This window comes from Ferrovibrio sp. (genome assembly GCF_025869515.1).
Lineage (GTDB): Bacteria > Pseudomonadota > Alphaproteobacteria > Ferrovibrionales > Ferrovibrionaceae > Ferrovibrio.
Map to the genome: position 1 here is coordinate 52,156 of NZ_JAOZVR010000051.1, position 14,638 is coordinate 66,793.

Sequence of the window (14,638 nt, forward strand, 5' to 3'; positions counted from 1 at the left end):
ATAAACCAGCATAAGCCATTGCAGCTCAATAATAAGGCGAAATTAGCTGCGCCAGCGAAGGACCGTGTCCTTCACCGCATTCATGAAGGGCCGGCCTTCATCCCGGGCGCGCTGGTATTCGTTCTTGAGCTGGTAATACCACCGCGCCTGCGTATCGGTGTCGCGGATCAGCATCAGGGTCGGGTCGTATTTCAGGCCGCGCTGCTGGCGGATCAGGATGTCGCGGTCCTGGCCCAGGAAATGGTCCATGACGACAAGTGCGAGTGGAGTCAGCAGCTTGAGCCAGGGCATGGTCCAGAAGAAGATGTTGGTCACCTCGGTCTGGGTGTCGTCGATCGGGGTGACGGCGGTGAAGTTCCAGACGCTGTTGCGGCCGATGCGGATATGCTCGATGCGCACGCCGGGCAGGCGGAAGCTGATCTCGGTTTCCGGCGCGGCGCCGAGGATGCGATAGGCCAGCGTGATCGCCGGCTTGTGCCGCTTCATCGTGAAACCATAAGGACTTGGGCCGAATTCCTTAGACTTTGTCTTAAGTTTGATCGGGCCGGTGCGCCAGTACCAGGAGCGGTGGATGAAGGGCACATGGGCCGGGTCCATCAGGCCGACCACGGCATGGTCCATGCTGCAGGGGAACAGCATCGCCTTGGTCAGGGTCGGGCGCAGCTCGGCCGGCAGGTCGGGCAGGCCGGGCGGCTCCTGGTCGGGCTCGTCCTTGCCCATCCAGATCCAGACCAGGCCGTTCTGCTCCCGCACCGGGTAGCGGCGGACCTTGATCTTGCCGATGTCGAACTCCTGGCCTTCGACCAGCGACGGGATATGGGTGCACTGGCCGGACGGACCGAACTTCCAGCCATGGTAGGGACACTGCACCTCCTGGCCGTCGAAGCTGCCTTCCGACAGCGGCACGCCGCGATGCGGGCAGATGTCGCGGATGGCGAAGACCTCACCATCGCGCGTCCGGCCAAACAGCACCGGCTCGTTGAGCAGGATCTTGGTTTTGGTCTTGCCCGGCTTGAGATCGTGGCCGGGCAGGGCGAAATACCAGATGTCTTTCAGCAGGAAGGGCGTGGCGGCACTCATACCGGGTTACCTAGCATGCGCGGGGTCGTGGCAGCCAGCGACAGGCCGACGCACCCCGGCTGGCTAATCCTAGGACGGATTTTCGCTCCGTTCTCCCGCATCTGGGATTCGTCCGCAGGCGTTCCCCTGACCCTGGGCCGGAATCGGCACTTATCCACAAGATATTGGGAATCAACACAATTTCGCCACACTCCTTATGGGATTCGGATTCCATGCGTTCTGGTTTTGCGGCCCTAGGTCGCGTATCGTAAAGCGTGAACGGGAATCGAAAATCCAGCTGCATCCGGGGTTCATGAGTCACGCCGATTTCGTCCATTTGCGCGTCCACACCGCCTATTCGCTGACCGAGGGCGCCATCCGTCTGCCCAAGCTGGCCGAGCTGTGCAACCGCAACCGCATGCCGGCGGTGGCGATCACCGATACCAACAACCTGTTCGGCGCGCTGGAATTCTCCAAGGAGATGGCCGGCAAGGGCATCCAGCCGATCATCGGCTGCCAGCTCAGCCTCGCCCGCGCCGACCATGCCCAGCCGAGCGCCCGCAACCTGCGCAAGCCCGACCCCGACCGGATCGTGCTGCTGGCCCAGACCGAGGCCGGTTACGCCAACCTGATGAAGCTCTCGACCAAGGCCTATCTGGAGCCGCCGCCGGGCGAGGTGGCGCAGATCCAATGGGCAGACCTGGAGGCCTGCAATACCGGCCTGATCTGTCTGACCGGCGGCCCCGGCGGCCCGATTGCCCGTCTGCTGCTGGACGGCCAGATGGAAGCGGCGCGCGAACAGCTGGTCGCGCTGGCCGGGATTTTCCCCGGCCGGCTCTATGTCGAACTGCAGCGCCACGGCTGGACCTCGGAAGCCAAGAGCGAGCCCGGCCTGCTCGACCTGGCCTACGAGCTGAACCTGCCGCTGGTCGCCACCAACGACTGCTATTTCCCCGACGAGGATATGTACGAGGCGCATGACGCGCTGCTCTGCATCGCCGAAGGCGCCTATGTCAGCGAGCAGGACCGCCGCCGGGTGACGCCCGACCACCGCTTCAAGTCGGCCGAAGAGATGCGGGTGCTGTTCGCCGACCTGCCCGAAGCCATCGACAACACGCTGGTGATCGCCCGGCGCTGCGCCGTGAAGGCCAACGAACGCGCCCCGATCCTGCCCAATTTCGGTGACGGTACGGGGGAAAGCGAGGCCGACATGCTGCGCCGCATGGCGCGCGACGGCCTGGAAGAGCGCCTGCAGCAGATCGGCATCACCGACCCGGACAAGGCCAAGGTCTATTACGACCGTCTCGAATTCGAATGCGAGACGATCATCAACATGAAATTCCCCGGCTACTTCCTGATCGTGGCCGACTTCATCCAGTGGTCGAAACGCAAGGGCATCGCCGTGGGTCCGGGCCGCGGTTCGGGCGCCGGCTCGGTGGTTGCCTGGGCGCTGACCATCACCGACCTCGACCCGCTCCGCTTCGGCCTGCTGTTCGAACGCTTCCTCAATCCGGAACGCGTCTCGATGCCCGACTTCGATATCGATTTCTGCCAGGAACGCCGCGACGAGGTGATCCGTTATGTGCAGACCCGCTACGGCGCGGCCAACGTGGCGCAGATCATCACCTTCGGCAAATTGCAGGCGCGTGCGGCTTTGCGCGACGTCGGTCGCGTGCTGCAGCTGCCGCTCGGCCAGGTCGACCGCATCTGCAAGCTGATCCCCAACAACCCGGCCAATCCGGTGACCCTGGCGCAGGCGATCAAGGAAGAGGTGCGCCTGCGCGAAGAACGCGACCGCGATGAAGCCGTCGGCCGCATGATGGATGTGGCGCTGAAGCTGGAGGGCCTGTATCGCAACGCCTCGACCCATGCCGCCGGCGTGGTGATCGGCGACCGGCCGCTGGTCGAGCTGGTGCCGCTCTATCGCGATCCGCATGCCTCGATGGCGGCGACGCAGTTCTCGATGAAATACGCCGAGGCCGCCGGCCTGGTGAAATTCGACTTCCTCGGCCTGAAGACGCTGGACGTGCTGGAAAAGGCCGTCGCGCTGATCCGCGCCCGGGGCGTGCCGATCGAGCTGGCCGGCATTCCGCTCTCCGATCAGCCCACCTTCGACCTGCTCGGACGCGGCGATGCGGTCGGCGTGTTCCAGTTTGAAGGCAGCGGCATGCGCGACATGCTGCGCAACATGAAACCCGATGCCTTCGAGGACCTGATCGCGCTGGTGGCGCTGTATCGCCCGGGCCCGATGGAAAACATCCCGAGCTACATCGCCCGCAAGCACGGCAGGGAAAAGCCGGATTACCTGCACGACTGGCTCAAGCCGGTGCTGGAGGAAACCTACGGCGTCATCATCTATCAGGAACAGGTGATGGAAATCGCCAAGGTCCTGGCCGGCTATTCGCTCGGCGATGCCGATCTCTTGCGCCGCGCCATGGGCAAGAAGATCAAGGCCGAGATGGATGCGCAGAAGGACCGCTTCGTCGAGGGCGCCAAGGCCAAGGGCGTTGATGCCGAGCGTGCCGCCTTCATCTTCGAGCTGGTGGAGAAATTCGCCGGCTACGGTTTCAACAAGAGCCATGCGGCCGCCTATGCGCTGGTCGCCTGGCAGACCGCCTATCTGAAGGCCAATTATCCGGTCGAGTTCATCGCCGCCTCGATGACGCTGGATATCTCCAATACCGACAAGCTGAACGTGTTTCGCCAGGAATGTGCGCGCCAGGGCATCACGCTGCTGCCGCCGGATATCAATCGTTCGCAGGTCGAATTCTCGGTCGAATACGACCGCCACGAGAAAGGCGCGATCCGGTATGCGCTGTCGGCCGTGCGCAATGTCGGCGCCGCGCCGATGGCGCAGATTGTCGCCGAGCGCGAGAAGAACGGCCCGTTCAAGTCGCTGTTCGATTTTGCCGGCCGGGTCGATCCCTCGGCGCTGAACAAGCGCATGCTGGAAAACATCGCCAAGGCCGGCGCCTTCGATGGCCTGGAAAAGAATCGCGCCAGGGTGATGGCGTCGCTGGAGACGCTGGTCCGCTTTGCCCAGAGCAAGGCCGAGGAGCGCAGCAGCAACCAGGTCAATCTCTTCGGTGGCGGCAAGACCGAAGAACGCCTGCCCAAGCTGCCCGAGGGCGAGGCCTGGACGCCGATGGACCAGCTTGCCAAGGAATTCGAGGCGATCGGCTTCTATCTCTCGGCGCATCCGCTCGATGCCTATCAGGCGACGCTCAACCGCGTCGGCGTCAAACGCTATGCCGATGTGCTGAAGCAGCTGCATGCCAGCGAGCAGATCGTCAAGGTGGCCGGCACGGTGATCTCGAAACAGGAACGCACCTCGCAGAAAACCGGCAACCGCTTCGCCTTCGTCCAGTGTTCGGATGCCTCGGGCATGTATGAGGTGATGCTGTTCTCCGAGGTGCTGGCGCAGCATCGCGAGCTGCTGGAGCCCGGCACCAACGTGGTGTGGAATCTCTCGGCCAAGGTGGATGGCGAGCAGCCGCGCCTGAACGGCCAGCGCATCGAGAAGCTGGACGATGTGGCGGCGCGGGCCGCCGCCGGCATCAGGATTCTGGTGGAGAGCGACCGCTCGCTGCCGCAGATCAGAAGCCTGCTCGACAAGGCCGGCAAGGGCAGGGGCCAGGTCTATCTCGGCCTCAAGCTGGAAGAGCCCGGCGTGCCCGGCGGCATCGAAGCCGAGATTAAGCTGCCGCAGGCTTATTCGATCAACCCGACCACGCGCCACCAGATCCGCGTGCTGCCGGGGGTGTTAGAGGTTTACGATATTTAAGGTGAGTGCATGACCGCGCAGCCGACCGCCATCCATCGCAAGGATTACCGCGCTCCGGATTTCCGCATCGAGACCGTCGATCTGGAATTCGACCTGCAGCCCGAGGCCACGCGGGTGAAGTCGCGGCTGGCGCTGCAGCCGCTGAAACCCGGCACGCCGCTGGTGCTGGATGGCGAGGACCTCGACCTGCTGTCGGTGACCATCGACGGGCACCGGCTGGCGCATGCCGATTACAAGACCGATGCGCAGGCCCTGACCATTCCGGCGGTGCCGGCGGCGCCTTTCGTGCTGGAGATCGAGACCCGCATCAACCCGAAGGGCAATACGCAGCTTTCGGGCCTGTTCCAGTCGAGCGGCGTCTATTGCACGCAATGCGAGGCGGAAGGCTTCCGGCGCATCACCTATTTCTTCGACCGCCCCGATGTGATGACGGTCTACCGCACCACCATCCGGGCTGACAAAAACGCCTGCCCGGTGCTGCTGTCGAACGGCAACCTGCTGGAAGAAGGCAGCCTGTCGGACGGCCGGCATTTCGCTGTCTGGCATGACCCGTTTCCCAAGCCGAGCTATCTCTTTGCCCTTGTCGCCGGCGATCTCGCCGTCAACGAGGACGTGTTCGTCACCCGCAGTGGCCGCAAGGTGAAGCTGCGGATTTTCGTCGAACACGGCAAGGAAGGCCGCACGGCCTATGCCATGGACGCGCTGAAACGTTCGATGCGCTGGGACGAGACGCGCTTCGGCCTGGAATACGATCTCGACCTGTTCAACATCGTCGCCGTCAGCGATTTCAATATGGGCGCGATGGAGAACAAGAGCCTGAATGTCTTCAACGACAAATACATTCTGGCCGATCCGGAAACCGCCACCGATGTGGATTATGCCGGCATCGAAGCCGTGGTGGCGCATGAATATTTTCACAACTGGACCGGCAACCGCATCACCTGCCGCGACTGGTTCCAGCTGTCGCTGAAGGAAGGCCTCACGGTTTTCCGCGACCAGGAATTCTCCGCCGACATGCGTTCGCGGCCGGTGCGGCGCATCCAGGATGTGCGCGCGCTGCGGTCGCGCCAGTTCCCCGAGGATGCCGGGCCGCTGGCGCATCCGATCCGGCCGGACAGCTACATCGCCATCGACAATTTCTATACCGCGACGGTTTACGAGAAGGGCTCCGAAGTCATCCGCATGATCCACACCATGCTGGGCGAGGATGGCTTCCAGAAGGGCATGAAACTGTACGTCGAACGCCACGATGGAGAAGCCGCGACCTGCGACCAGTTCGTCGCCGCCATGGCCGATGCCAATGGCGCCGACCTGTCGCAGTTCCAGCTCTGGTACAGCCAGGCCGGCACGCCGGAGGTGGCGGTCGAGGGCCGCTACGATGCCGCCAGCGGCGACTACGACCTGACGGTGACGCAGACCGTGCCGCCGACGCCGGGCCAGCCGGTGAAACAGCCGGTGCATATGCCATTCCGTCTCGGCCTGCTGGATGCGCAGGGCCAGGATATCGCGCTGAAGCTGGATGGCGATGTCGCCGCTATGCCGAAGCCCGGCGTGCTGTCGCTGACCGCGCCGAAGCAGACCTTCCGCTTCAAGGGCGTGCCGGAGCCGAAAGCCATTTCGCTCAACCGCGGCTTCTCGGCGCCGGTGCTGGTGAAGGCCAGGCAGGATGGCGCGGCGCAGGCCTTTCTGATGGCACATGACAGCGACGCTTTCGCGCGCTGGGAAGCCGGCCAGCAGTATGCCACCGAGCTGCTGCTGAAGCGGGTGGCCGATCCGTCGCAGCCGTTCGATCCGGCCTTCATCGAGGCCATCGGCCAGACGCTGCGCGACGACATGCTGGAAAAGGCCTTCATCGCCGAGGCGATCACCCTGCCCAGCGAGGATTATGTCGCCGACCGCATGGCGGTGGTGGATGTCGAGGGCATCCATGCCGCGCGCCGGGCGCTGCGGCAGGAGATCGCGCACCGCTTCCGCCCGCTGCTGGAAGACGCCTATGCGTCCAATGCCGTGCCCGGTCCCTATAGTCCCGATGCCGCATCGGCCGGGCGGCGCGCGCTGAAGAATGCGGCGCTGTCCTATCTGGCCGAACTGGCGGATGGCGATGCCGGCCTGCAGCGCCTGATCCACGACCAGTATATCAGGGCCGACAACATGACCGACCGCGCGGCGGCCTTGCGCCTGCTGGTCGATATCGCCGGGCCGGAGCGGCAGTCGGCGCTCGATGATTTCTACCAGCGTTTTGCCGACGATCCGCTGGTGCTCGACAAATGGCTGATGCTGCAGGCGATCTCGGCGCTGCCCGATACGCTGCAGCAGGTGAGAGGCCTGCTGAAACATCCGGCGTTTTCATTGCAGAAGCCGAACAAGGTGCGCGCGCTGGTCGGCGCCTTCACCACCAACGCGCTGCGCTATCATGCCGCCGATGGCTCCGGATATGAATTCCACGCCGACCGCATCCTGGAGATCGAGCCGATCAATCCGCAGCTGGCCGCGCGCCTGCTGGGGCCGCTGGGCCGCTGGCGCCGGTTCGATGCCGGCCGGCAGGATAAGATGAAGGCGCAGCTGCGCCGCGTGCTGGCCCAGCCGAGCCTGTCGCGCGATACCTACGAGATCGCGACCAAGTCGCTGGAGAATTAAGCCGGTTTGCTGTAGGCGCGCAGGAAGGCGCTGACCGCGCTGTCCACCCGGCGGCGAATCTCGGCTTCCGGCATCTCGCCATCGATGCGCAGCGTGCGGCGCATGCTGCGATGGCCCATCAGCATGCCGAAGAACTGTTCGGCCGCCAGCACGGGATCGTCGACGGCGAGGCGGCCGGTTTCGGTTTCGCGGTCGAGGAAGGCGGCGAGGCGGGCGAGGCCGCGCCCCGGGCCGTTGGCATAGAAGGTCGGGCCGAGCGTCGGGAAACTGGCCGACGATCCGATCAGCAGGCGCTGGAACTGCACGGCACGGTCGGACAGAATCTTGGTCAGGAAGCCGATGCCGAGCGCGGTCAGCACCTCGCGCGGCGTCGCTTCGGGCGACAGTTCGGCCAGCGCCGCGGTGATCTGGCCCGAGGTATCCTGCACGATGGCGGCGAACAGGTCGTCTTTCGAATCGAAAAGATTGTAGATGGTCTGGCGCGACACGCCGGCCTTCACGGCGATGGTTTCCAGGCCGATGCCGTAGCCATGCTCGAAGAACAGCTCGCGTGCCGTTTCCAGGATCGCGGCGCGTTTGGCGGCATCGACGGGCCTGCCTCTTTTGGGCGTGCCTCGTCTGATCGGAGCGGCCCGGGTCAATGCGCGTCTCCCGACGCGGGGGCCTGCTTCGGCCTCTGCGCGAAAGCCACGGCGACGGCTGCGGCGGCGAACAGGATGGTCAGCAGGGTGAACACGTCGATGAAGCTCATGATATAGGCCTGGCCCTGCACCTTGGTGGTCAGCATTTTCACGGCGAAGGCCGTCTGGTCGGCGGCGGTGCGGTCGCCGAACAGGCCGGCGATACTGTCCATATACTGCTGCACTTCCCAGCGGCCGGGATTGATGAAGTCCACCATGCGGTTCCAGTGGAAATTGGTGCGTTCGGTCATGATCGTGTTGATGCCGGCGAGGCCGAAGGCGCCGCCGAGGTTGCGCGTCAGGTTATAAAGCCCGCTGGCATTCTTCAATTCGTTCTGCGGCAGGGTGCCGAGCGCGATCACGTTGATCGGCACGATGCAGAACATCAGCGCGGCACCGCGCATGATCTGCGGCAGCAGCAGCTGGTCGAACTGCCAGTCGCCGGTCAGGTCCGACATCAGCCAGGTGCTGGCCGCCAGCAGGGCGAAGCCGAAAGCCAGCACGGGGCGCGGATCGGGCACCTTGCGGGCGAGGAAACCGGCCAGCGGCGCGGAAAGGAACTGCGCCAGGCCGGTGACGAACATGACCTCGCCGATCTGCAGGCTGTTCAGCCCGCGCACGCGGCCGAGATAGAGCGGCAGCAGGTAGACCAGTCCGTAGAGGCCGACGCCGATGGTGAGGCTGAACAGGCAGCCGGTGGCGAAGTTGCGGTTGCGGAAAGCCTTCAGGTCGACGATCGGGTTGCTGTAGGTGAGGCTGCGCCAGAAGAACAGCACGGCGCCGAGGATGCTGGCGGCGGTGAAGCCGCGGATCGCCTCGTCGGCGAACCAGTCGTTGCGGGTACCTTCCTCCAGCACGTATTCCAGGCTGCCGAGGAACAGGCCAAGGCCGATCAGGCCGGTATAATCGAAGCCCTTCAGCAGCGCGTAGTTCGGCTTGTCGATGTCGATGAAGGTCCAGACCAGCGCGATGACGATGACACCGGGGACGATGTTGATCAGGAACAGCCAGTGCCAGGAGAACAGCTGGGTCAGGTAGCCGCCCAGCGTCGGGCCGATCGTGGGCGCCAGCGTCGCCACCAGGCCGATGATCACCGTGGCGCCGGCCATCTTCTCGCGCGGGAACATCATGTAGGTGCTGGCAAACACCGTCGGGATCATGGCGCCGCCGAGAAAGCCCTGCAGGGCGCGCAGCACGATCATGGTTTCCAGATTGGTGGCCAGCGCGCAGCCGATGCTGGCCAGCGTGAAGCTGGCCGCCGAGACGGTGAACAGCACGCGCGTCGACAGCAGCCTTGAGAGATAGCCGCTGAACGGAATCATGATTACTTCGGCGATCAGATAGGAGGTCTGCACCCAGCTGATCTCGTCGGCCGAGGCCGAAAGACCGGCCTGGATCTCGGTCAGCGACGACGAAACGATCTGGATATCCAGGATCGCCATGAACATGCCGAGCACCATGGCGAAATAGCCGATCAGCCGGCCTTTCGGCGTTGCCCCGGCAGAGGACGGGGCGGCCGGATTCTGTGCCATGGTGGCGGCAGGCGCAGACATGGCGCGTTACTTCGCCGCAACCGTGCGGGTGGCTGTTTCGCTGCGCTTGTCGATATCGACCACCACTGACATGCCGGGCACCAGCAGCGGGTGCGCCTCGCCGGTCTTGTCGAGCAGCAGCTTGACCGGCACGCGCTGCACGATCTTGGTGAAGTTGCCCGTGGCGTTGTCAGGCGGCAGCAGGCTGAACTTGGCGCCCGAAGCCGGCGCGAAACTGTCGATATGGCCTTTGATCACCTGGTCGGGGAAGGCATCGACATGCAGCGCGGCGCTCTGGCCCGGCTTCATGCCGCGCAGCTGGGTTTCCTTGAAATTGGCGACGACATAAATTTCGTCGGTCGGCACGATCACCATGATCTGCGTACCCGGTTTCACATACTGGCCGGTCTGGCCGGTGCGGTTGCCGATCACGCCATCGACGGGCGCGCGGATCACGGTGTTGTCGAGATCGAGCTGCGCGGCGGCGAGGTCGGCCCCGGCCTGCGCGAGCTGGGCCAGCGCCTGCACGCGGTTGGCCTGCAGCACGGCAATCTGGTTCTGCTCGACCGACCTGGCGGCGTCGGCACGGTCGACCGCGGCCCTGGCCTTGCGCTGGTCGGCCTGCGCCACTTCGAGCTTCTGGTTCGAGACATAATTGGAGGCGGCGAGCTGGCGGTAGCGCTTGAGGTCTTCCTCGCTGCGTACCTGGTCGGCGCGGGTGCTGCGCCAGGAGGCATCGGCCTCGGCAATCGTCGCCTGCTGGCTGGCCAGCTGTTTGTCGATCACGTCGATGGCGGCGTGGCGCGCCTGCACGGCGGCCTGGGCCTGCGCCACCTTGGCGCGGTAGTCGCTGGCATCGATCTCGAACAGCACAGTGCCGGCCCTGACCTGCTGGTTGTCGGCCACGGCCATGGTCGTGATGTAGCCGGTCACCTTCGGCGCCACCACGGTGATGTCGGCGCCGATATAGGCATTGTCGGTGGTTTCGATGAAGCGGCTGTAGCTCCACCAGTGCCAGCCGCCATAAGCGGCGCCGGCAACCGCCGCCAGGGCGGCGAGCGAGAGGAAGGCTTTTTTCTTGGTCATCGTCGGGGTCCCGAGAGGAGAGGCGGATGATCTATAGGATTACTGTACGGTCCTGTCCATGAAATAGAAGGGCGGCGGTGACGCCTGTCACAGGCGCACTGCGCATGACAGCGCAACTTCCGGATAGTTTGTGGCGGGCCAAGGCTTTACCCCGGTTACAGCCCCTGGAGCCTGCCTGTCATGACACCCCTCAGTCGCCTGTCCTTCGCCAACCTGGCCGCCAATGGCGCCGAACAGCTCGCCATGGCGGCGATCCCGCTGATGGCGGCGCTGATGCTGGGCGCCACCGCCGAGACGATGGGGGCGCTGAGCGCCGCCCAGACCCTGCCGTATCTGCTGCTGTCGCTGCTGGCCGGCCTCTGGGCCGACCGGCTGCCGCGGCATTATCTGATGGCCGGCAGCGAGGCCGGCCGCGCGCTGCTGCTGGCGCTGGTGCCGCTGCTGGCTTTTGCCGGCCGGCTCGATCTGGCCAGCCTCGCGGTACTCGGCTTCGCGCTCTCGGCCTGCACGGTGCTGTTCAATGTCGCGGCCCAGGCCTATCTGCCGGCCATCGTGGCCAGAGACGGTCTGCCGGCCGCCAATGCGAAAATCGAATTCACCCGCGCCGCTGCCGTCTTCCTCGGGCCGGGTCTCGCCGGCGCGATTGCCGGCTGGACCTCGCCGGCCTGGGCGCTGGCGGTTTCGGCCGTCACCTCGGCGATCACAGTGGCATTGCTGCTGACACCCGGCATGCGGCGCGATGTCGCCATGACCGAAAAGCCGCCGATCCGTCAGGCACTGACCGAGGGGCTGATCGTGGTGTGGCGCCATCCGTTGCTGCGCGCCATCGCCGCCTGCGCCATGGCGTGGAATTTCAGCTGGTTCGTGCTGATGGCGGTGTTCGTGCTGTTCGCCGTCAACACGCTCGGCCTGACCCCGGCGCAAACCGGCATCGCGCTCGGCGCGCAGGGGCTCGGCATGCTGCTGGCCGCGCTGGCAGCACCAATGATCCATACCCGCCTGCGGCTCGGCATCATGATCCTGCTTGGCCCGGCAACCTCGCTGTTCGCCGCTTTCGCCATCGGCGCCACGACGCTGATGCGTGGCGATGCCGCTTTCATGATGCTGCTGGCAGGGTTTTTCCTGTTCGGCTTCGGGCCGATGCTGTGGACCATCGGCCAGACCAGTCTGCGCCAGGCCATCGTGCCGCTGCGCCTGATCGGCCGCGTCAGCGCGATCCAGCAGGTGGCGACGCTCGGCATGCGGCCGCTTGGCGCGCTGGCCGGCGGGTTTATCGGTGAGCGGTTCGGGCTTGAGGCGGCGATCTGGCTGGCGGTGATCGGTTACGGCGTGCAGCTTGCCGTCATCCTGCTGTCGCAGATGCCGGCGCTGGATGCGCTACCGCCATCGCTGGAGGAAGAAGGAGCGGCGGCCTAGTCGCTGCTCTTTTCCATGTTCGGCTTCGGAACCTTGAAGCCGATGGCGCCGCGCAGGTCGGCGCCTTCCAGATCGGCACCGCGCAGATCGGTGTTGGTGAGATCGGCGTCGAGGAAGGAACAGCCGCGCAGGTTGGCGCTGCGGAAGTCGGCCAGCGTCAGGATCGAGCGGTTGAACACCGCGCCTTCCAGATCGGCGCCCTGGAACTTGGCCTGGGTCAGGTTGCATTCCTGCAGCGAGGCCGACTGACGGCGATGCATCGCGCCGGTGATGCTGACCGTGGAAAGTTTGGCGCCGCGGAAATCGGCATTGGTCATGATGGCGCGGTCGAATTTGGCGCCCTGCAGATTGCAGGTGGCGAAATTGGCATTCAGCATCATGGCACCGCGCAGGTCCGACAGCACGAAGCGCGAGCCGGAGAAATCGGTGTTGCGCAGGATGGCGTAGGAGAAATCGCCGGCCGAGAAGTTGATGTTGGTCAGCTTGAGGTCGGAGAGATCGTAGCGGCTGAAATCCACCCGCATGCCCTGCTTGCCCAGCGTCTCGATCCAGGTGAGATGTTCCTTGACGATGAACTGCAGCGAGCGGTCGAGACTTTCCAGGCTGCGCGGCATGATCGCCTTGGTGACGTCGGCATCGCGCAGGTCGATCGGGCGGAAATAGGCAGCCGTCAGATCGGCGCCTTCGAAATTGGTTTCGTTCAGCACGGCCCCTGCCAGAACCGAACCATGCAGAATGCAGTGCGACAGGTTCGAGGCGGTGAGGTCGGCGCCGGTGAACAGGCAGCCCGACAGGTTGGAGCCGGAGAGGTCGGCGCCATTCAGCTTGGCATTGGAAAAATTGCAGTTGCTCAGATCGGTGTTGCGGCCGACGACCTTGCCGAGCTTGGCGGAGGTGAGGTTGGCACCGGCCATTTTGGCATTGTCGATCGAGGTGGCGCGCTTGAGCACGGCGATCAGGTTGCCGTCTTCGTCCGGCCGCAGCAGCACGCCGTCGCGGATATCGGCATTGGTCAGGTTGGCGGATTCGAGGTTGGCGTTGCGCAGGTTGACGCCGCGCAGATCGGCCTTGGTCAGGTCGGCGCGGCGAAAATCGGCGCCCTGCATGTCGGCGGCGAAGAAGGACGAGCCGACCAGCGCGGCATGGCTGAAATCGGCATAGTTGAGCTTGCTGCCGACGAAATCGGCCGAGGTCAGTTCCTTGCCGCTGAAATCCACCCGTGAGGCGTCGCGGAAATGCAGCACCATGCGCTTGCCGCCGCGTACGCCGCGCACGTAATTGGCATGGGACTCGAACATTTCGTCCACTTCATACTGGGCAATGACCTTGACGGGATTATTCATGCTTGCGGTATCTGTTTCTGGCCCTTGCTGGCCAGCCTAGCATAGGCGGGGATGGTTCACGACAGGTTGACACCGCTGGCGCCGGTGAAGTCGGCGCCGGACACCTGGGCATCCCGCAAATCCGCTCCGGTCAGGTCGGCGCCGCGGAAATTGGCACCTTTCAGGTTGGCGTCGCGCAAGTCGGCATGCATCAGGATCGAACGGGTCAGGTTGGCGCCTTCAAGGTCGCAGGCGCTGAGGTTGGACTGGCTGAGATTGGCATTCTCCAGATTGGCATGCCAGCGTTTACCATGCAGGGACGAGATCGGCATCGGTGACATCTTTGCGCCCCGGAAATTGCTGCCGATCAGGTTGGCACCGCTGAATTTCACCCCGCGCAGATCGGCGGCGCCGAACTGGGCATTCAACAGCATCGCGTCGGTGAAATCGCACATGGTCAGGCTGGCGCCGCTGAAATCGGCCTCCACCAGGGTGGATTGCACGAACAGGGCGGCCGAAAGATCGATCTGGGCCAGTTTGACGCCGGACATGTCGATGCGGCTGAAATCGGCACGGCGTCCCTTGGCGCCGAGCGAATCCGTCCAGGCCAGATGTTCGCGCAGGATGATCTGCAGCGGCTTGTCGAGATCGGTGATGGCCTTGGGCAGCATGGCGCCGCCGAGCCGGGCATCGCGCATTTCGCTTTGCCGGAAAAAGGCGCCGGCAAGATCGGCGCCATCGAATTTCGTGCCGTTGAGCATGGCGCCGGCAAGCACGGCACCCGACAGGCTGCAGCCGTTCATATTGGTATTGGTGAGATCGGCCCCGACGAAAATCGCGCCACGCAGATCGGAATTCGACAGGTCGGCATCGACCAGCCGGGCATTGGCCAGGTTGGCATGGCTGAGATCGGCCTGCTGGCTCATCAACCGGCCCAGCTTGGCACCGACCAGCTTGGAATGCGTCATATGCGCTTTCTCGGTGACCGCGCCGCCCACGGCAATCGGCACCAGATTGCCGTCTTCATCGGGTTTGAGCAGGCGCCCATCGCGCAGATCGGCGCCCGAGAGATCGGCAAATTCCAGCACGGCGCCGCGCAGGATGGCGCCGCGCAGGTCGGCG

Annotated in this window: 9 protein-coding genes; 3 read left to right on the forward strand and 6 right to left on the reverse strand. The window is 64.6% G+C overall.

Translation table 11 applies throughout. From position 1 onward, the window contains the following. Positions 1–42: 42 nt before the first annotated feature. Complete coding sequence (locus OJJ21_RS08115) at positions 43–1,080, reverse strand: aromatic ring-hydroxylating dioxygenase subunit alpha (protein WP_297684943.1); 1,038 nt, start codon at positions 1,078–1,080, stop codon at positions 43–45. Between the two features lie 292 nt (positions 1,081–1,372). Here OJJ21_RS08115 and dnaE point away from each other — a divergent pair, with 292 nt between their 5' ends. Further along, positions 1,373–4,843 carry a DNA polymerase III subunit alpha gene (gene dnaE / locus OJJ21_RS08120; protein ID WP_297684945.1) on the forward strand — a complete coding sequence of 1,157 codons (3,471 nt, stop codon included), beginning with the start codon at positions 1,373–1,375 and terminating at the stop codon, positions 4,841–4,843. 9 nt (positions 4,844–4,852) lie between these two features. Beyond that, on the forward strand, positions 4,853–7,480 hold the full coding sequence (gene pepN, locus OJJ21_RS08125; protein WP_297684946.1) for an aminopeptidase N: 2,628 nt from the start codon (positions 4,853–4,855) through the stop codon (positions 7,478–7,480). Here the strand turns inward: pepN and OJJ21_RS08130 are convergent. The 3 genes from OJJ21_RS08130 to OJJ21_RS08140 are packed head-to-tail and all read right to left on the reverse strand — an operon-like array spanning position 7,477 to position 10,778. Continuing rightward, positions 7,477–8,121, reverse strand: coding sequence for a TetR/AcrR family transcriptional regulator (locus OJJ21_RS08130; protein WP_297684948.1), 645 nt, complete (start codon positions 8,119–8,121; stop codon positions 7,477–7,479). The genes pepN and OJJ21_RS08130 overlap by 4 nt on opposite strands. Beyond that, complete coding sequence (locus OJJ21_RS08135; RefSeq protein ID WP_297684950.1) at positions 8,118–9,713, reverse strand: DHA2 family efflux MFS transporter permease subunit; 1,596 nt, start codon at positions 9,711–9,713, stop codon at positions 8,118–8,120. The genes OJJ21_RS08130 and OJJ21_RS08135 overlap by 4 nt, the downstream gene beginning before the upstream one ends. 6 nt (positions 9,714–9,719) lie before the next feature. After that, positions 9,720–10,778 carry an HlyD family secretion protein gene (locus tag OJJ21_RS08140; protein WP_297684952.1) on the reverse strand — a complete coding sequence of 353 codons (1,059 nt, stop codon included), beginning with the start codon at positions 10,776–10,778 and terminating at the stop codon, positions 9,720–9,722. A 180-nt stretch (positions 10,779–10,958) separates the two neighbouring features. On the opposite strand from OJJ21_RS08140, the gene OJJ21_RS08145 reads away from it, so the two are divergent. Further along, on the forward strand, positions 10,959–12,194 hold the full coding sequence (locus OJJ21_RS08145) for an MFS transporter (RefSeq protein WP_297684955.1): 1,236 nt from the start codon (positions 10,959–10,961) through the stop codon (positions 12,192–12,194). Here the strand turns inward: OJJ21_RS08145 and OJJ21_RS08150 are convergent. Together OJJ21_RS08150 and OJJ21_RS08155 are read right to left on the reverse strand one after the other, a co-directional pair. Then, complete coding sequence (locus tag OJJ21_RS08150) at positions 12,191–13,537, reverse strand: pentapeptide repeat-containing protein (RefSeq protein WP_297684957.1); 1,347 nt, start codon at positions 13,535–13,537, stop codon at positions 12,191–12,193. The genes OJJ21_RS08145 and OJJ21_RS08150 overlap by 4 nt on opposite strands. 56 nt (positions 13,538–13,593) lie before the next feature. Further along, on the reverse strand, positions 13,594–14,638 hold a 1,045-nt coding region (locus OJJ21_RS08155; protein ID WP_297684959.1), incomplete at its 5' end, for a pentapeptide repeat-containing protein.